A 17,083-nucleotide genomic window follows, 5' to 3' on the forward strand; every position below is an offset into this window, starting at 1 on the left:
CCGGTCAGCGGTGGAGGTAGGTCGAGGTCACGGCGATCGCGGCGAACAGCGCTGCGGCCGAGGCGAAGACGACCGTTGCCGCGGTGAGGCCGAAGAAGGTGCTGACCACGCCCAGCGCCACGCTGGGGACTCCTGCCGACAGGTAGGCCACCACGTAGATCAGCGCCGAGGTCCCCGCGCGGTGCTCGGGGGAGGCCAGGCCGGTCAGCATGCGCATGCCGCCCATGAACACCACGCCCCAGCCGGTTCCCAGAACAGCTGCGGCGGCGAAGAACAGGATCGGCTGGTGCTCGACGGTCGAGGTCGCCACCCCGGCCAGCCCGAGGACCATCACCGGACCGCCGATCCGCACCGCGCGGCGGGCGTCCACACCGGACAGCACCAGCTGCGAGAGCCCGCCGAACCCGGCCAGCACCGCGACCGTCGCGCCCCCGATCAGGTAGGGGCTGCCGTGCACCATGCCCTTCGCCACCGACGGGCCGAGGGACATGAACATCCCGCCGACGATCCACGACGCCAGCAGCGTGGTGGCCATGAGCGCGAACGCGAGGCCCTTGCCCGCCGGGACGGTCGGCCGCTGCGGGCGCAGCACCTCGCGCAGCTTGCTGCGGTGGGCGACCGGCTCGGGCATCGCCAGCACGCCGGGGATCGCCACCGCGAGGCCGAGCACGATCAGCAGGTAGCTGGTCAGCGTCGGACCGGGCACGTACTGCACGAGCGCCCCGGCCAGCAGCGAGCCCAGCGCCATGCCGAACGCCGCGGCCACCCCGTTGACCAGCGACCCGCGGTTGGTGCCGGGGCGCTGGAAGTCCAGCAGCGAGCCGCTGATCGCGCTGGTCGCCACGCCGGTGGCCAGGCCCTGCAGCGCGCGTCCCGCGTACAACCAGCCCACGGCGGGTGCGAAGGCGAGCAGCAGCATCGAGACGATCTCCAGCACGACCGCGACCAGGAGCACCGGTCGGCGCCCGATGTGGTCGGACAGCGAGCCGAACAGCAGCAGCGCGGCCAGGATCGCGACCGCGTAGACGGCGAACACCTCGGTGAGCACGGTGGTCGTGAAGCCCCACCGCTGCTGGTAGATCGAGTACATCGGGGACGGCGCGGTGGACGCCATCAGGAACAGGGCGTAGAGCGCGCCGATGAACCAGAACGAAGCGGACCGGGACAGCCCGCCGCTGCGGAACGCGCGGACCGCGCCGCGGGGCCGAACGAGTTCCGTGGTGGTCATGGTTGCTTCCCATCCTCGCGAAAGACCGGAACGGACGATTCCGTTCCGCTGCAACCCGAGGGCGGAACGGATCATTCCGCTCCGGGGTTATCCTGTGTCCCAAGACACCCCTGGTGTCGAGTCCTGCTCAACCGCACCTCAGGGGACACCGATGCAACCCAGCCGCAAGAAACCGCGAAACGTGGGATCCCTCCCGGACGCGACCGCCGCTGACAATCACGGAGAGGTGGACGGCCTGGTCATCCGGGCGGCTCGCGACGTGTTCGCCGAGCAGGGCTTCGCCGCCCCGATGGCCGAGGTCGCCAAGCGCGCGGGCGTCGGCGTGGCCAGCGTGTACCGCCGCTACCCGAGCAAGCACGAGCTGGTCGAGCAGGTGCGCATCGACGGGTTCCGGCTGATGCTCGCCGAGGCCGAGCAGGCGCGCGCCCAGGAGTCCGACCCGTGGGCGGCCCTGGTCCGGTTCATGCAGCGGTGCCTGCGGGAGAGCTCCGGGATCGGCGCGGTGATGCCGCCGATGGACCCGCAGCACGTCTACTCGGACGAGTTCCGCGACCTCCAGCGACGGGTCGCGAAGGAGCTGGAGGAGCTGGTCACCGCCGCCCAGGAGGCCGGTGAGCTGCGCTCGGACGTCGACTGGCCGGACATCCTGCTGCTGCTCAAGCACCTCAACCCGCGCCTGCCGACCAGCGAGCACCGCCGCGCGGAGCTGCGCTCCCGCTACCTCGCCCTGGTCCTCGAAGGCCTGCGCGCCGGTGGCCCGGAGCTCCCCGGCTCGGCCCCGGACCGCGCGGAGTGGCAGTCCCTCTGCGACAACCTGGCCACGTCCTAGCGATTGACCCACCCTCGCGCCCCGACGTCCGTCGGGGCGTTTTTGCTGCTCAGGGGTCATTTTCGCGGTTCCGCTCGACAAAGATCATCGTATGGTTATCCTATGGTCATAGGTAAATAGAGATGGGAGCGAGTGCTTGATCGAGTTCCGGGTCGACACGGGATCGGGCGTGCCGCCGTACCGGCAGCTCGTGCACCAGGTCGAGCACGCCCTCCGGCTCGGGCAGCTGCAGGTCGGGGATCGGCTGCCCACCGTCAAGGAAGTCGCGAAGAACCTGGTCATCAACCCGAACACGGTGTTGAAGGCCTATCGCGAGCTGGAGCACAAGGGATTGGCCAAGGGCCGTCCGGGACAGGGCACCTTCATCGAGCAGGGCCTGGTCGGACTGCCCGCGGAGAAGCAGGCCGAGCTGCGCGCCGGTCTGGAGTCGTGGCTGGCCGAGGCGCACCGCGCGGGCATGGACGCCGACGGGATCGCGGCGCTGGTCGCGACGGTGCTGGCCGAGTTTCGCCAGGAGGAGCGGAAGTGAACGAGATAGCGATACGAACCAGCGGGCTGGGCAAGCGGTACCGGCAGCAGTGGGCGCTGCGCGGCTGCGACATCGAGGTCCCGGCCGGGCGGGTGGTCGGGCTGGTCGGCCCGAACGGCGCGGGCAAGTCGACGCTGATGAACCTGGTCGTCGGCCTGCTGGCGCCGACCGAGGGCGAGCTGGAGGTCCTGGGCCGCCCGGTGCGGACGAGCACCGTGCTGCACCGGGTCGCCTACATCGACCAGGAGCACACGCTGTACCGGAACTTCCGGGTGCGCGAGATGGTCAAGGCGGGCCGGAAGCTCAACCAGCGCTGGGACGACCAGGTCGCGCTCGACCGGCTCGCCGAGCTGAACATCCCGCTGGACAGCAGGATCAGCGCGCTCTCCGGCGGCCAGCGCGCGCAGGTCGCGCTCGCGGTGGCGCTGGCGAAGCAACCCGACCTGCTGATCCTCGACGAGCCGGTGGCCAGCCTCGACCCGCTGGCCCGGCGGGAGCTGATGAGCGTGCTGATGGAGGCCAAGGCCGACTCGGGCTGCACCGTGGTGCTGTCCTCGCACGTGGTCTCCGAGCTGGAACGGCTCTGCGACCACCTGATCGTGCTCGACCGCGGCCGGGTCAAGCTCGCCGACGACATCGACGACCTGCTGGAGCAGCACCACCTGCTGACCGGACCGGCCGCCGCCGCGGACGACGTGGCCGGGCAGGTCGTGCACCGGGACGACCGCGGCGACCGGGTTTCACTGCTGGTGCGCGGCCCCCGCCCGGAGCCGGGCTCGCCGTGGGACGTCCAGCACGTCGACCTGGAGACCCTGGTCATGCACTACCTGACCGCCGCGGCTCCGGTGCGACCGCAGGAGGTCGCCGCATGACCTGGCTGGCGTGGCGGCAGCACCGCCTGGGACTGGCCGGTTTCGCCGTCCTCTTCCTCGCCGTGGTCGCGCTCTACCGGCTCGCCGCTCCGCTCGGCGCCGACGCCCTGACCGTCTACACCGCGGCCGCCGGTTTCTCGCGGCTGGTCAAGCTCGGCGAGGACGTCAGCACGTACCTGCAGCCGCTGCCGGTGCTGGTCGGCATGTTCGCCGGTGCTCCGCTGGTGTCCCGGGAGATCGAGCACGGCACCTACCGGTACGCCTGGACGCAGGGGACCTCGCGCGGGAACTGGTTGCGCAGCAAGGTGCTCCTGGTCGGCGGTGCCGTGCTGGTGCTCAGCGCGCTGGTCTCGGCGGTGCACATGGCCTGGTTCGCGCCGGCGGCCCCCGACCGCGGCTGGTTCCAGCTGTTCAACCAGTCGATCCTGGTGTTCCCGGCGACCTGCCTGTTCACCTTCGCCCTGGGCGTGGCGATCGGCGCGCTGATCAGGCGGACCGTGCCCGCGATGGCGACCACGCTGGTCGCGGCCGGGGCGGTGTTCCTGCTGTTCGCCACGGTGCTGCGGCCGAACTACCAGGCGCCGCTGACCGTCAGCAGCCCGGTGACCGCCATCGACGGCCCGCCGGAGCTCGACGGCGCCTACTACCTCGGCTCCGTCGTGAACGGCGAGATGACGACCACCTCCTACCACCCGGCCGACCGGTTCTGGACGTTCCAGTTCGTCGAGGCCGGTATCTACCTGGCGCTGACCGCCGCCCTCCTGGCGCTCACCTTCTGGTGGCTGCGCCGCAAGTTCAGCTGAACCCGCTCCGGGCAGCGCGAGAACCCCCTCACCAGGACGCGAAATCGCGTCCGGCTCGACGCTGCCCGGAAAACCCGGACGAGGAGACAACGGATGATCTGGTTGACCTGGCGGCAACACCGGCTCGCCGTCGCGGCCATCGCCGCGGTGCTGGTCGGTTTCGCCGGTTGGTTCCTGCTGCTGGGCAGCGGGATGCGCGGTTCGCTGGCACCGGGCGAGCTGTCCGGATGCCTCGGCATCGGGGTCGACTGCGGGGAGTGGTCGACGTCCGTCGGCCTGCTCTCCGAGCTGCAGCAGACGCTGCTGCCGCTGATCCCGGCGCTGATCGGCGCTTTCCTGGGCGCGCCGATGCTGTCGCGGGAGATCGAGCACCGCACCCTCCGCTACGCCTGGACGCAGGGGGTCTCCCGCGAGCACTGGCTGTTCGGCAAGGTGCTGCTGCTCGGCGGGGTGATCGTGCTGCTCGGCAGCGCGTTCTCCGCCGGGTACATGTACTTCTTCCAGCCCGCGGTGCCGGAGTGGAGCTGGTTCGACTCCTTCGGCATGGCCTGGCCGTCCTTCCCGGCCCTCTGCCTGTTCGGCTTCGCGCTCGGCGTCCTGGCGGGCACGCTCACCCGGCACGTGCTCGTCGGGATGGCGCTGGCGCTGTTCGGGTTCCTGGCGGTGTTCCTGCCGGTCGTGGCGTGGCTGCGGCCGCGCTACATGTCGCCGGAGCGGATCCCCGTCGACGAGTACTACCGGGGCGAGCCCGGCTGGATCACGGACTTCACCTACCGGACCCCGACCGGTGCGGAGGTCGACGTCTGGGAGGCGATGCGGATGAGCGGCGTCCCGCACGAGTCGCGGTCCTTCGGATCGGCGCAGATCGACCAGCTGCAGCAGGCCGGGTTCACCGAGCTGGCGATCGTCCAGCCCGGCGACCGGTTCTGGACCTTCCAGCTCGTCGACGCCACGGTCTTCGCGGTGCTCGCGGCGGTCTGCATCGGCGCGACGTGCTGGCTGCTGCGCCGCAAGGCGCTCTGAGCGCCCGGCGTGGCGCAACGCCCGGCCGACCCGGGGGCGGCCGGGCGTTTCCGCAGGTCAACTTCAGCCGATGGGGCGGTTCCGGAGCGGATCTCCAGGTGATCTTCGTCTTCGGCGGTGATCGGACTACCCTGCGCAGTGTGGGCATACCTGCGTGGCTCTGGTTCGTCGTCGCCGTCCTCGCCATCGGCGCGGGCGTCGCGCTGCTGATCGCTGACCGGTCGCAGCGCGTCTCGAACAACCGGGAACGGCGGCGCTGGGCCGCGCTGCGCGGTTGGCAGTTCGCCGAGGTCGACCAAGTACTGCCGACCCGCTGGGAGCGCGGCGCGCTCGCCCAGTACGGCAGCCCGACGGCCACCGACGTGGTCGCCGGATCGACCTTCACCGCCGACGGGCGGCGCCAGGTCTACGTGATGGACCTCGCCGTCAACGGCCGGGCGGCGACCGTGCTGGTCGGCATCCGCTGCCGCCGGGCGGCCCCGGCCACCATCGAGCTGTGGCTGCCCGACGTGCCGGTGCCCCAGGACTCCGAGCTGGACCTGCTCGGCCCGGTCGGCGCCCGCTACGCGTTCGTCACCGAGGTGGCCGCGGCCCGTCCGCTGGTGACCCCGGACCTGGTGGACGCCACCGAGGAGATCGGCTCGGACGTCACCGTGGTGTGGCTGGAGGACGACTGGGTGCTGGCCGCCCTGGAGCCCGGCCAGGCCGACCCGGCCCGGCTGGAGCGCCTGCTCCGCGACCTCGGCGACCTGGCCGACCTGGTCGACCCCTTCGACACCGACCCGAACGAGGCGGAGACCCCCGCCGAGGTCGAGCCCTCCGAGTCCCGCTGACCCCCGCCGCTGCTTCGGCGGTGGGGTCGTGTGCAGATCAAACGGCATCGACGGCCCGGACATCGCAGTGCCTGGCGGGCACCGGATCGGGGCGCGCGGCTGCGGGTGCGGGCCACGGTAAGTTCGGGCGCATGCCTACCGCACTCGTCACCGGAGCCACCGCGGGGATCGGGCGCGCCTTCGCCCGCCGACTCGCCGCTGAAGGCCACGACATGGTCCTGGTCGCCCGCGACGCCGACCGGCTCGCCGAACTCGCCGACCGGCTGCAGTCCCGGCACGGGGTGCGCGTCGAGGTGCTCCCGGCGGACCTGGCCGACGCCGACCAGCGCGCGAAGGTCGAGCAGCGCCTCGCCGACGCCGAGCGGCCGGTGGACGTGCTGGTCAACAACGCCGGGTTCGGCACCGCCGGAGCCTTCTGGGACACCCCCGCCGCCGAGCTGCAGAAGCAGCTGGACCTCAACGCGGGCGCGGTGCTCGCGCTGACGCACGCCGCGGTGCCGGGCATGCGGGAGCGCGGCCGCGGCGACGTGATCAACGTGTCCAGCGTGGCCGGGTTCTTCCCGGTGGCCGGGTCGACCTACGGCGCGACCAAGGCCTACGTGACCGCCTTCTCGCAGGGCCTGTCCGTCTCGCTGACCGGCACCGGGGTGCGGGTCATGGCGCTGTGCCCCGGCTTCACCCAGACCGAGTTCCACCAGCGGGCCGGGCTGGAGATGGGGCGGCTGCCCAAGGCGTTCTGGCTGCAGGCCGACCAGGTGGTGCACGAGGCGCTGGCGGACCTCCGCCGCGGCAAGGACGTCTCGGTGCCGGGCGCGCAGTACAAGGCGCTGGTCACCCTGGGCCGCCTGGTGCCGCAGAAGCTCCAGCGCATGATCGTCACCCGCACCGTCCCCGACCGCACCTGAGCTGTCGTGAGTGCGTAACAGTGTTCGAACACCGTTACGCACTCACGACCACCCCGGCGCGGGCCGAGCAGCGGGACGTATGCTGAAAACTCGTGGTCACAGTGGATGAACAGCAGCGCTCCGAGCTCGCCCGCCTGGTCCGGGAAATCGCCGTCGTGCACGGCAAGGTCACGTTGGCCTCGGGCAAGGAGGCCGACTACTACGTCGACCTCCGCCGCGCGACGCTGCACCACCAGGCGGCACCGCTGATCGGCCGGTTGCTGCGCCAGCTCACCGCCGACTGGGACTACGTCGCCGTCGGCGGCCTCACCCTCGGCGCCGACCCGGTCGCGACCGCCATGATGCACGCCGAGGGCGCCCCGCTGGACACCTTCGTGGTGCGCAAGAGCACCAAGGAGCACGGCATGCAGCGGCTGATCGAGGGACCGGACGTCACCGGTCGCCGGGTGCTCGCGGTCGAGGACACCTCCACCACCGGCGGCAGCGTGCTGACCGCCGTCGAGGCCCTGCGCGCGGCCGACGCCGAGATCGTCGGCGTGGCCACCGTCGTCGACCGCGACACCGGAGCGCGGGAGAAGATCGAGGCGGCGGGCCTGCCGTACCGCTCCCTCCTGGGCCTGGCCGACCTCGGCCTGGCGTGAGCGGGCCCGTTCGGTGCCCCAGTCCTGAGCCCCACCCAACCGCACCTCAGGGGACCGTGACGCAACTCAGCCACAAGAAACCGCGAAACGTGAGATCGCTCCAGGACGCAACCCACCACTGTGAATCGCGGGGAGGCGGGACTGTGAATCGCGGGGAGGCGGGACCGTGAGCGAAGACCTCGGCCCCACCGAGTGGGGCACCACGGTCGGCGTTGGTCCTTGGGAAGGTCCCTGGCCGACCGACGAGCGCTACGACCCCGAGCTGCTGGAGCACGGCGACCGCCGGAACGTGGTCGACCACTACCGCTACTGGCGGCGCGAGGCGATCGTCGCCGACCTGGACCTGCGGCGGCACGACTTCCACGTGGCGATCGAGAACTTCCAGCACGACCACAACATCGGCACCGTGGTGCGCACCGCCAACGCCTTCGCCGCCAAGGCCGTGCACATCGTGGGTCGGCGGCGGTGGAACCGGCGCGGGGCGATGGTCACCGACCGCTACCAGCACATCCACCACCACCCGGAGTTCGCCTCGCTGCGCGACTTCGCGGCCGAGCACGACCTGGCGGTGGTGGCGGTGGACAACACGGCCGGTTCGGTGCCGATCGAGCGCACGGCGCTGCCGCGCCGCTGCGTGCTGCTGTTCGGCCAGGAGGGGCCCGGCCTGCGCGAGGACTCGCGGCGCGACGCCGACCTGGTGGTCTCCATCGCGCAGTACGGCTCGACGCGGTCGATCAACGCGGGCGTGGCGGCCGGAGTCGTGATGCACACCTGGATCCAGCAGCACGCGAACCCCGACGACGCCTGGTGATCAGCCGCGGGTGGCCAGCCACTCCTGGAGCTCGATCAGGTTCCCGGCCGGGTCCTTCAGGTGCGCGACCCGCATCCGGTCGGTCATCGGGGCGGGTCCGTTGCACAGCTGAGCGCCGCGACGGGTGATTTCCGCGCAGTAGCCGTCGAGGTCGTCTAGGTGCAGGACGACCAGCGACCGGTGGGCGGACGGCTCCTCGCCGAGCTCGTCGAGCACCTGCGCCATCTGCGCCCGGTCTTGGAGCGCGATGCCTGCGGAGCCGCCGTCCGGGCTGAACTTCGCGTACGGGCCGTCGGGCGCCTCGAACTGCGGCTCTAGCCCCAGCACGTCCCGGTAGAAGCGGTAGCAGGCGGCGAAGTCGGTCACCAGCAGGCGGACCTGGGAGAGTTCCACGGATGGGCTTTCTGGGAGGAGTCGTTGCCGCGGCCGACGAGCTCGCGGGAAGGGCTGAAAAGCAGTTCGCGCGGACCCGGTGCGACCGGATCCGCGCGAAACGTGGCGACTGATCAGCTCGCGGCCTTGCGGGCCTTCTCGCGGCGGCCCTTCAGGTACTCGATGACGATCGGGATGACCGAGACCAGCACGATCAGGATCGCCATCGCTTCGAGGTTGTTCCGGATCCACGGGATGTTGCCGAGGAAGTAGCCCAGCAGCGTCATGCTCACGATCCACGCGACGCCGCCGATCGCGGAGTAGCTGAAGAACTTCTTCTGGTCCATCTGCGCGATGCCCGCGACCGCGGTGATGAAGGTGCGCACGATCGGCACGAACCGGGCCAGGATGATCGCCCGCGCGCCGTACCGCTCGAAGAAGTCGTGGGTCTTGTCCACGTGCTCGCGCTTGAACAGCTTCGAGTCCGGCTTGTTGAACATCGCCGGTCCGACCTTGCGACCGATCCAATAGCCGGTCACGTTGCCCACGAAGGCGCACAAGCTCAGCAGGATCAGGACCAGCCAGATCGGGGTGTCGATCGCACCGGCCGCGACGAACAGGCCGGTCACGAACAGGAGCGAGTCACCCGGCAGGAAGAAGCCGATGAGCAGGCCGCATTCGGCGAAGATGATCAGGCACACGCCGATCAGGGCGAACGGGCCGAGGGACTGGACGATGTTCTCGGGGTTGAGCCAGTCCGGCAGCAGGGCCAGCGCGGATGTGTTCGCGGCGGCGTTGACAATCGCGGGCAGTTCGGTCGTCACGGTCGCCAACGGTACCGCGACCCCGTGAAGCCCGGTCCGCGGGCGAGTGACCCGCCGTGCACGCAGCACGGTCGGCCGATCACCCGGTGGAATGACAGGCGGGGGCGACGAGCACTCTCCGGCTGATCCCGAAGGCCTGGACGGCTGGGTCGTCCGGGCGCGGAGCGCCCTTTCGAGGGCCGTTCTGACCAGCGGAAACGATCTCCCGCGATGTCGGGGTCAGGTCACCAGATCGGACCAACGACGGTCATGACCCCGGCCAGCGCCCCGGCCGCCAACCCCAGGACCAGCGCGAAGACCAGCACGCCCGCGACGGGCAGGCGCTTGCGCGCGGGAGGTGGGGGCGGCGGAGGTGTCGGGCCCATGCCGGGACTTCCCCCGGCCTGGGCGCGCAGCGCCGCGGACAGCAGGTGCTCGGGATCAGGCGACGTCACGCCCCGAGCCTAACCACCGCACCCCGCACATCCGGCCCATCCGCCTCCGCCCGTCGGCCTCCGCCCGGGGTGGACGCGATTTCAATGGAAATCGGACATCCGATTTCCATTGAAATCGCGGAAGTCCCCCGCAGCGGCGTCGAGCTGTCCACAGGCACCGGCGTGTCGGGAGGCGACACGCCGGTGGGACCACAGTTTCAATTGAAACTGCAAGTCCTGGTCAGCTGGGGTCGACGGCCCAGGCGCCGTCCTTGAGGACGCCGGTGAGCTGGAGGTCCGCGTCCAGGACGACCAGGTCGGCCGCCAGGCCGGGGCGGATCGCGCCGGTGCGGTCGCCGAGGCCGAGCAGCTCCGCGGGCTTGGTCGAGGCCGCCGCCACCGCCGCCGGGACGCTCTGCCCGCCGGACTCGACCAGGTTGCGGAACGCCACGTCCATGGTCAGCGTGCTGCCCGCCAGCGAACCGTCCGCCAGCCGCGCCTCCCCGTCGGTCACGGTCACCGGGAGCTTGCCCAGCTCGTAGGTGCCGTCCCCGGCGTCGGTGGCGCTGATCGCGTCGGTGACCAGCACGGTCCGGCCGGTGCCCGCGTGCGAGGCGGCCAGCTGCACGATCGCCGGGTGCAGGTGCACCAGGTCGCAGATGAGCTCGACAGTCACCCGCTCGTCCTCCAGCAGCACGCCGATCGGGCCGGGCTCGCGGTGGTGCAGCGGGCGCATCGCGTTGAACAGGTGCGTGGCCACCGTCGCCCCGGCCTCCACCGCGGGCACCACCTGCGACAGCACCGCGTCGGTGTGCCCGACCGCGGCGATCACCCCGTGGTCGACCAGCTGGCGGACCGCCTCGACCCCGTTCGGCAGCTCCGGCGCCAGGGTGACCATCCGGACCGCGCCGCGCCCCGCGTCCAGCACCTGCTGCACGGCGGAGGCCTCCGGGGCCCGGAGGATCGCCGGGTCGTGCGCGCCGCACCGCGCCGCGGACAGGAACGGGCCCTCCAGGTGGATACCGGCCAGCTCGCCGTCCACGACCAGGTCGCTCAGCGCGCTGATCTGCTTGGTCAGGTCGGGCAGCGGGGCCGACACCAGGCTGGCCATGATGGTCGTGGTGCCGTGCCTGCGGTGCGCGGCGATCGCGGCCCGCGCCTGGTCGACCTCGATGCTGGTGAACGAGCCGCCGCCACCGCCGTGGCAGTGGATGTCCACGAAACCGGGCACCAGCCACTGCCCGCGCAGGTCCACCACCCGGCCCGCGGGCGCCGGACCGGTGCCGACCTCGGCGATCGTCCCGCCGGACACCCGGACCCACCCCCGGTCCAGCACTCCCTCCGGGGTGACGACCTGCCCACCGGCGAGGATCAGTTCGGGATCGTTCACTTCGCTCTCAATCCTTCCGTCGCCAGCAGCGCTGCCCCGAGGCAGCCCGCGGTGTCGCCGAGTTCGGCCAGTTCCAGGTGCGGGCGGCGGTGGTACGCCGCCAGCATGCCGTCGAGCCGTTCGCGCAGCGGCCCGGTGAGCAGGTCCCCGGCCTGCGCGAAGCCGCCGCCGAGCACGATGCACTCGGGTGCGGCGACCGTCACCAGCACCAGCAGGCCCTTGGCGAGCGCGTCGACCGCCTCCCCCCACACAGCTTGCGCGTCCGGGTCGCCCGCGCGCACGGCCGACGCCACTTCGGCGCTGGTCCGCGCCGTGCCGGTGCGCGCCAGGTAGCGGCGGGCCACGGCCGCCGAGGACGCCAGCGCCTCGACGCAGCCGGTGCGCCCGCAGCCGCAGAGCTCGTCGTGGCCGATGTCGACGTGCCCGATCTCGCCAGCGAACCCGCCGCCGGAGTGGACCCGCCCGTCGAACAGCAGCGCCGCGGCGATGCCGGTGCCGATCGGCAGCACCACCACGTCGCGCATGCCGCGCGCCGCGCCCAGCCGGGCCTCCGCGAGGCCGCCCGCGCGGACGTCGTGGCCCAGGCTGACCGGCAGGTCGATGTGCTCGGCGAGCAGGTCGCGCAGCGGGGCGTCGCGCCAGCCGAGGTTGGCCGAGTACACCCCGACGCCGCGCTCCTCGTCGACCGCGCCCGGCACCACCACGCCGACGGCGTCGACCGATGCGTCCACGCGCAGCTCGGCCACCAGCTCGGCCACGGCGGCCACCACGCGCTCCGCGGTCGCCGAGCCGTCCGCGCCTCGCGGGGTCGGGCGTCTCAGCCAGCGCAGCGGCTCCGCGCTCCGCTCGCCGACGGCGACCAGCGCGGCCTTCATCTCGGTTCCGCCGACGTCGACGGCGATGGCGTTTGCGGTCACGCCGACGATCCTCCGCTACCGAACACCTATTGGTCTACACCAAACCGGTGTGTTGTTCGCGGAAGGTTTTCGCGGACTTCCCGCGCTCAACCGCCCATCAGCTTCTGCAGCGCGTCCAGCGCCCGGCTCGCGGTGGACTTCACCGTGCCCCGCGACACCCCGGTGGCCTCGGCGATCTCCGCCTCCGACAGGTTGCCGTAGTAGCGCAGCACCAGGACCTCCCGCTGCCGCCGCGGCAGCTTGGCCAGCGCCGCCACCACCGCCTGGTGCTCGGCCGTGAGCATCGCCAGCGACTCCGCCGACCGGGCGTCGGCCTGGTGCGGCGGCTGGTACTCGCGGGCCGTCTTGCGGCGGCGCAGCACCGAGCGGCTGCCGTTGACCACCGCGGTCCGCAGGTAGCCGATCGCCGCCCTGGCGTCGCGCAGGCCCGACCAGTTGCGGTACAGGCCGGTGAACGCCTCCTGCACCACGTCCTCGGCCGTCGCCGGATCGTCGACCAGCAGGATCGCCAGCCGCACCATCCGCATCCGCTGCTGTCGGTAGAGGTCCTCCAGGGTCAGCGGCGGCGCCGACGCGTCGATCGCCGCGCTGTCCAGGGTCCGCAGGTGGCCGAGGGTCTGCTCGACGCTCCGTTCGACTCCGCGTGAATCACCGGCCATGATCGAACAAGTTACCGGTTGCACCCCGGTCCGTGTGGCGCGGCCGGGTAGCGTGCGCACCGAATCGTGATCCGAAGACGGAGGTTTCGGCATGGCCAGGTTCGTGGTCGAGTTGGTCTACGGCGAGGACCAGGAGCGCCGCCTGGAGGTCCGCCCGGCGCACCGCGAGTACTGCCGGGACCTGGCCGCTCGCGGCGTGGTGCTGGCAGGCGGCCCGTTCACCGACGGCGAGGGCGCGCAGCTGGTCTACGAGGTCGCCGACCGCGACGAGCTCCAGAAGGTGCTCGACGCCGACCCGTACACCGAGGCCGGGGTGATCGCCAAGACCACCGTCCGGGAGTGGGACGTGGTCGTCGGCGCGTGGCTGCAGTGATCTCCCCAAGATCGAAAACACGACCTCGGCGAGCCGCGAAACCCCAGCGTGTGAGGATGTACACAGGATTCGTCGCGTTCTGAATCCTGTCACCGGCTTTCCAAAGCGGCCCCGGCTCGGGCACTGTGACGCGAAAGTGTGGCGCCGAGCCAACAGGGCCCGCTGGCGCTGGGCCGCGGCTCGTAGGATGCTGCGCAACTCCCCGTCACCACGACAAAACTCCATGCGAGGAGGACGACCGATGCCCATCGCGACCCCCGAGGTCTACGCGGAGATGCTGGACCGGGCGAAGGCTGGCGAATTCGCCTACCCGGCCATCAACGTGACCTCGTCGGAGACGCTCAACGCGGCGCTGCGCGGGTTCGCGGAGGCCGAGAGCGACGGCATCATCCAGATCTCGACCGGCGGTGCCGAGTTCGCCTCCGGCACCAAGGTCAAGGACATGGTCACCGGTGCCACCGCGATGGCCGAGTTCGCGCACGTGGTCGCCGCGAAGTACCCGGTGAACATCGCGCTGCACACCGACCACTGCCCGAAGGACAAGCTGGACGGCTTCGTCCGGCCGCTGATCCAGATCAGCCAGGAGCGGGTCGACCGCGGCGAGAACCCGCTGTTCCAGTCGCACATGTGGGACGGCTCGGCGATCGACCTCGACGAGAACCTGCAGATCGCCCAGGAGCTGCTGGCCGCCTCCGCCAAGGCCAAGATCATCCTGGAGCTGGAGGTCGGCGTGGTCGGCGGCGAGGAGGACGGCGTCGCCAACGACATCAACGAGAAGCTCTACACCGCGCCCGGCGACTACGAGAAGACCGTGGACGCCCTCGGCAGCGGCGAGAAGGGCCGCTACCTGCTGGCCGCTACCTTCGGCAACGTGCACGGCGTCTACAAGCCGGGCAACGTCAAGCTGCGCCCGGAGATCCTCAAGCAGGGCCAGGACGTGGTCTCGCAGAAGCTGGGCCTGCCTGCTGGCTCCAAGCCGTTCGACCTGGTCTTCCACGGCGGCTCGGGCTCGCTGCTGGAGGAGATCCACGAGGCGGTCTCCTACGGCGTGGTGAAGATGAACATCGACACCGACACCCAGTACGCCTTCACCCGCCCGATCGCGGACCACATGTTCAAGAACTACGACGGCGTCCTGAAGATCGACGGCGAGGTCGGCAACAAGAAGACCTACGACCCGCGCAGCTACCTGAAGGTCGCGGAGCAGGCCATGGCGGCCCGAGTCGCCCACGCCTGCGAGAACCTCAAGTCCGCAGGCCGCATGCTCGCGGGCTGACGCCTTCGGAACGTCGGTTCGCCGCTTGCCTGACGTCGGCAAGTTCGCGCTTCCAGGTGGCTGCTGCTGTTCCGGCGTTGATTTCCGACGGCCCGTTCGCCAGGTGCGGACGGGCCGTCGTCGTACCTGACAGGATTGGGCCATGACGAGGAACCTGTTGGAACCGCCGGAGACGCTGCTGCCGGAGAGCCCGGAGGCGCAGGCCGAGCTCAGCGCGGGCACCGATCCGACCGTGGTCGCCGCGCACCACCCGGCCTTCAGCGCCGCGTGGGCCGCGCTCGCCGAGGCGGCGCTGGAGTCCGGCCAGAACATCGCCGCCTACGCCTATGCGCGCACCGGCTACCACCGCGGGCTCGACGCGCTGCGCAAGGCGGGCTGGAAGGGCTTCGGCCCGGTGCCGTGGCGCCATGAGCCGAACCAGGGCGTGCTGCGCTCCATCGCGGCGCTGGCCAAGGCGGCGAAGTCGATCGGCGAGGACGACGAGTTCGACCGCTGCCGCAAGCTGCTCGAGGACAGCGACCCGAAGTCCCTCGAAGCCACCGGCCTGGCGTGATGCCGCACCGCGATTTCCATTGAAGTCGGACATCCGATTTCAATGGAAATCGCGGTTCTGACGAGGATCACTGCTCCTGTGCTCGGATCGCCGGGCGGTCTGGCGGACAATGTCCCGTGTGCACCGACTGCGCGAGGAACTGAACCGCCGACTGCGCCGACTGCTGCGCACCGGCGTGCCCATCGTGCAGTGCGCGGTCGCGGCCGGGCTCGCCTGGTTCCTGGCCCGTCACCTGTTCGGACATCCGCAGCCGTTCTTCGCGCCGATCGCCGCGGTCATCTCGCTCGGCGTCTCGCTGGGGCAGCGGATGCGGCGCGCGCTGGAGCTGGTCGTCGGCGTGAGCATCGGGATCGGCGTCGGCGACGTGCTGATCTCGTTCATCGGCACCGGCACCTGGCAGATCGCGCTCGTCGTCGCGCTGGCCATGAGCACGGCGGTGCTGCTGGACAGCGGTGTCGTCATCGTGCTGCAGGCCGCGTCCTCGTCGGTGCTGGTGGCGACCCTGCTGCCGCCCGCCACCGCGGGCGGGCTGACCCGCATGCTCGACGCGGCGATCGGCGGCCTGGTCGGGTTCGCGGTGGCGGCGCTGCTGCCCGCCAACCCGCTCGCCGTGGCCCACCGCAACGGGCGGCTGGTGCTCGGTGCGCTGGCCGACGCGTTGCGCGGCGTCGCCGGGGCGGTGGCGCGGCAGGACCCCGAGATGGCCAGCGACGTGCTCGCGAGCGCCCGCAAGAGCCAGAAGTCCGTCGAGGAGTTCCGCGCCGCGCTGGAGGCCGGGCAGGAGATCGCCAGGTTCGCGCCCATCCGGTGGCGGCGGCGCGGCGACCTGGAGCGCTACGAGACCGCGGCGACGCCGATCGACCGGGCGCTGCGCAACACGCGCGTGCTGGCGCGTCGCGCGCTGGCCGCGCTGCGCGACGGCGAGCCCGTGCCGCGACCGCTGCCGGGCCTGCTGGAGGAGCTGGCGGGCGCGGTGGTGCTGCTGCGCGACGAGCTGGCCAGCGGGGTCGATCCGCTGCAGACCCGGGAGGCGGCCCGCTCGGTGGCGAAGAAGTCCACTGTGGAACTGCTCGGGGAGGGCGACTTCTCGATGCAGGTGGTGGTCATGCAGGTCCGTTCGATCGCGGTCGACCTGCTGCAGGCGACCGGCCTGAGCCGCAACGAGGCCACCGCGGCTCTCCCGCCGCTGTACCCCGAGGCCAAGTGACCCGCTACGGCCGGTTCAGGACCGCGGCGAGGGCGGTGTGCAGGGCCTCGTGGTCGCGCGGGTCGTGCAGGCGGCAGTCCGCCGCGGAGATCCGGTACCACTCCTCGGCCCCGGCGTAGCGGATCCACACCTCGACCGCGCCGTCGGCGCAGGTCGTGGCCAGTTCCAAGGTGCCGGTGATGACGCCGACCTCGTCCGTCATCACCCCGCCAGGCGGTGCGGCGATCGACGAGCGCAGCTCGGTTGCCCCCGACATCGGCCCTCCCCTCTCACGACCTCTCGATGATCGCGCCGAGCGCCGCGAGGTGCGACTCGTAGGCGCGGCGGCCGACCGGTGTGGCGCTCAACCAGGTGCACGGGCGGCCGTCGGCCTGCCCCTTGCGCACCTCGACGTACCCGGCGCCCTCCAGCGTGGAGACGTGCTTGGACAGCGCGGAGTCGCTGACCTCGACGGTGTCCCGCACGCGGCGGAACTCGGCCTGGTCGACCGCGACCAGCACCGCCATGATCGAGAGCCGGACCGGGGAGTGGATGGTGCGGTCCAGCAGGTGCCGGGGGTGCTCGCCCCGGCTCACCTCGGACGGCCTTCGGGCGCGGCGATCTCGATCTTGCTCATGCCCGCAAT

General features: G+C 71.5%; 22 protein-coding genes. 13 read left to right on the forward strand and 9 right to left on the reverse strand.

The genetic code is table 11. The features are described from left to right. Nucleotides 1-4: 4 nt before the first annotated feature. Entirely contained in the window at nt 5-1,228 is a 1,224-nt protein-coding gene (locus tag F1721_RS25640) for an MFS transporter (RefSeq protein WP_150069354.1), read from the reverse strand. Between the two features lie 226 nt (nt 1,229-1,454). On the opposite strand from F1721_RS25640, the gene F1721_RS25645 reads away from it, so the two are divergent. From F1721_RS25645 to F1721_RS25685, 9 genes are all read left to right on the forward strand, one after another. Beyond that, entirely contained in the window at nt 1,455-2,057 is a 603-nt protein-coding gene (locus F1721_RS25645; protein ID WP_246155302.1) for a TetR/AcrR family transcriptional regulator, read from the forward strand. 136 nt (nt 2,058-2,193) lie between these two features. Then, nucleotides 2,194-2,586, forward strand: a complete 393-nt coding sequence (locus tag F1721_RS25650; protein ID WP_150069356.1) for a GntR family transcriptional regulator — start codon at nt 2,194-2,196, stop codon at nt 2,584-2,586. After that, a complete protein-coding gene (locus tag F1721_RS25655; protein WP_150069357.1) occupies nt 2,583-3,458 on the forward strand; it encodes an ABC transporter ATP-binding protein in 876 nt (291 codons plus the stop codon). The genes F1721_RS25650 and F1721_RS25655 overlap by 4 nt, the downstream gene beginning before the upstream one ends. Continuing rightward, complete coding sequence (locus F1721_RS25660; RefSeq protein WP_150069358.1) at nt 3,455-4,261, forward strand: ABC transporter permease subunit; 807 nt, start codon at nt 3,455-3,457, stop codon at nt 4,259-4,261. Before F1721_RS25655 ends, F1721_RS25660 begins: the two co-directional genes overlap by 4 nt. Before the next feature lie 93 nt (nt 4,262-4,354). After that, the gene (locus F1721_RS25665) at nt 4,355-5,284 is read left to right on the forward strand and encodes an ABC transporter permease subunit (RefSeq protein ID WP_150069359.1); all 930 of its coding nucleotides are present in this window, start codon (nt 4,355-4,357) and stop codon (nt 5,282-5,284) included. Nucleotides 5,285-5,424: 140 nt separating this feature from the next. After that, nucleotides 5,425-6,117: a type III secretion system chaperone family protein gene (locus tag F1721_RS25670; protein ID WP_246155303.1), complete on the forward strand. Its 693-nt coding sequence runs from the start codon at nt 5,425-5,427 to the stop codon at nt 6,115-6,117. A gap of 131 nt (nt 6,118-6,248) precedes the next feature. Then, nucleotides 6,249-7,022, forward strand: a complete 774-nt coding sequence (locus F1721_RS25675) for an SDR family NAD(P)-dependent oxidoreductase (protein WP_150069361.1) — start codon at nt 6,249-6,251, stop codon at nt 7,020-7,022. Nucleotides 7,023-7,114: 92 nt separating this feature from the next. After that, nucleotides 7,115-7,663, forward strand: coding sequence for an orotate phosphoribosyltransferase (gene pyrE / locus F1721_RS25680; protein ID WP_150069362.1), 549 nt, complete (start codon nt 7,115-7,117; stop codon nt 7,661-7,663). Nucleotides 7,664-7,829: 166 nt separating this feature from the next. Continuing rightward, nucleotides 7,830-8,474 carry a TrmH family RNA methyltransferase gene (locus F1721_RS25685; RefSeq protein ID WP_150069363.1) on the forward strand — a complete coding sequence of 215 codons (645 nt, stop codon included), beginning with the start codon at nt 7,830-7,832 and terminating at the stop codon, nt 8,472-8,474. On the opposite strand, the gene F1721_RS25690 is transcribed toward F1721_RS25685, so the two are convergent. The 6 genes from F1721_RS25690 to F1721_RS25715 all read right to left on the reverse strand — a co-directional run bounded on the left by F1721_RS25690 (nt 8,475) and on the right by F1721_RS25715 (nt 13,049). Then, nucleotides 8,475-8,867, reverse strand: coding sequence for a VOC family protein (locus tag F1721_RS25690; protein WP_150069364.1), 393 nt, complete (start codon nt 8,865-8,867; stop codon nt 8,475-8,477). Nucleotides 8,868-8,980: 113 nt separating this feature from the next. Continuing rightward, nucleotides 8,981-9,670, reverse strand: coding sequence for a DedA family protein (locus F1721_RS25695; RefSeq protein WP_246155304.1), 690 nt, complete (start codon nt 9,668-9,670; stop codon nt 8,981-8,983). Between the two features lie 224 nt (nt 9,671-9,894). Beyond that, nucleotides 9,895-10,104: a hypothetical protein gene (locus F1721_RS25700; protein ID WP_150069365.1), complete on the reverse strand. Its 210-nt coding sequence runs from the start codon at nt 10,102-10,104 to the stop codon at nt 9,895-9,897. Between the two features lie 220 nt (nt 10,105-10,324). Further along, nucleotides 10,325-11,473 carry an N-acetylglucosamine-6-phosphate deacetylase gene (gene nagA / locus F1721_RS25705; RefSeq protein WP_150069366.1) on the reverse strand — a complete coding sequence of 383 codons (1,149 nt, stop codon included), beginning with the start codon at nt 11,471-11,473 and terminating at the stop codon, nt 10,325-10,327. Beyond that, nucleotides 11,470-12,390, reverse strand: coding sequence for an ROK family protein (locus tag F1721_RS25710; RefSeq protein WP_150069367.1), 921 nt, complete (start codon nt 12,388-12,390; stop codon nt 11,470-11,472). The genes nagA and F1721_RS25710 overlap by 4 nt, the downstream gene beginning before the upstream one ends. Nucleotides 12,391-12,476: 86 nt before the next feature. After that, complete coding sequence (locus F1721_RS25715) at nt 12,477-13,049, reverse strand: SigE family RNA polymerase sigma factor (RefSeq protein WP_150069368.1); 573 nt, start codon at nt 13,047-13,049, stop codon at nt 12,477-12,479. 91 nt (nt 13,050-13,140) lie between these two features. Between F1721_RS25715 and F1721_RS25720 the strand changes: the two genes are divergently transcribed. The 4 genes from F1721_RS25720 to F1721_RS25735 all read left to right on the forward strand — a co-directional run bounded on the left by F1721_RS25720 (nt 13,141) and on the right by F1721_RS25735 (nt 16,458). Further along, nucleotides 13,141-13,422: a YciI family protein gene (locus tag F1721_RS25720; protein WP_150069369.1), complete on the forward strand. Its 282-nt coding sequence runs from the start codon at nt 13,141-13,143 to the stop codon at nt 13,420-13,422. Nucleotides 13,423-13,663: 241 nt separating this feature from the next. Beyond that, nucleotides 13,664-14,698, forward strand: a complete 1,035-nt coding sequence (gene fbaA / locus F1721_RS25725; RefSeq protein WP_150069370.1) for a class II fructose-bisphosphate aldolase — start codon at nt 13,664-13,666, stop codon at nt 14,696-14,698. A 142-nt stretch (nt 14,699-14,840) separates the two neighbouring features. Beyond that, a complete protein-coding gene (locus tag F1721_RS25730; RefSeq protein WP_150069371.1) occupies nt 14,841-15,251 on the forward strand; it encodes a DUF3151 domain-containing protein in 411 nt (136 codons plus the stop codon). A gap of 109 nt (nt 15,252-15,360) precedes the next feature. Next, on the forward strand, nt 15,361-16,458 hold the full coding sequence (locus F1721_RS25735; RefSeq protein ID WP_211840627.1) for an FUSC family protein: 1,098 nt from the start codon (nt 15,361-15,363) through the stop codon (nt 16,456-16,458). A gap of 4 nt (nt 16,459-16,462) precedes the next feature. Here the strand turns inward: F1721_RS25735 and F1721_RS25740 are convergent, their stop codons facing one another. Together F1721_RS25740 and F1721_RS25745 are read right to left on the reverse strand one after the other, a co-directional pair. Beyond that, complete coding sequence (locus F1721_RS25740) at nt 16,463-16,714, reverse strand: hypothetical protein (protein WP_150069372.1); 252 nt, start codon at nt 16,712-16,714, stop codon at nt 16,463-16,465. Between the two features lie 13 nt (nt 16,715-16,727). Next, nucleotides 16,728-17,033, reverse strand: coding sequence for a winged helix-turn-helix domain-containing protein (locus F1721_RS25745; protein WP_246155305.1), 306 nt, complete (start codon nt 17,031-17,033; stop codon nt 16,728-16,730). Nucleotides 17,034-17,083: the final 50 nt, after the last annotated feature.

Source organism: Saccharopolyspora hirsuta (assembly GCF_008630535.1).
Lineage (GTDB): Bacteria > Actinomycetota > Actinomycetes > Mycobacteriales > Pseudonocardiaceae > Saccharopolyspora > Saccharopolyspora hirsuta.

Coding starts and splice junctions, on each gene's coding strand:
- F1721_RS25740 (WP_150069372.1), bottom strand. CDS start 16,714: ATGTCGGGGGCAACCGAGCTGCGCTCGTCGATCGCCGCACCGCCTGGC.
- F1721_RS25675 (WP_150069361.1), top strand. CDS start 6,249: ATGCCTACCGCACTCGTCACCGGAGCCACCGCGGGGATCGGGCGCGCC.
- F1721_RS25660 (WP_150069358.1), top strand. CDS start 3,455: ATGACCTGGCTGGCGTGGCGGCAGCACCGCCTGGGACTGGCCGGTTTC.
- F1721_RS25720 (WP_150069369.1), top strand. CDS start 13,141: ATGGCCAGGTTCGTGGTCGAGTTGGTCTACGGCGAGGACCAGGAGCGC.
- F1721_RS25715 (WP_150069368.1), bottom strand. CDS start 13,049: ATGGCCGGTGATTCACGCGGAGTCGAACGGAGCGTCGAGCAGACCCTC.
- F1721_RS25730 (WP_150069371.1), top strand. CDS start 14,841: ATGACGAGGAACCTGTTGGAACCGCCGGAGACGCTGCTGCCGGAGAGC.
- F1721_RS25735 (WP_211840627.1), top strand. CDS start 15,361: ATGTCCCGTGTGCACCGACTGCGCGAGGAACTGAACCGCCGACTGCGC.
- F1721_RS25640 (WP_150069354.1), bottom strand. CDS start 1,228: ATGACCACCACGGAACTCGTTCGGCCCCGCGGCGCGGTCCGCGCGTTC.
- fbaA (WP_150069370.1), top strand. CDS start 13,664: ATGCCCATCGCGACCCCCGAGGTCTACGCGGAGATGCTGGACCGGGCG.
- F1721_RS25665 (WP_150069359.1), top strand. CDS start 4,355: ATGATCTGGTTGACCTGGCGGCAACACCGGCTCGCCGTCGCGGCCATC.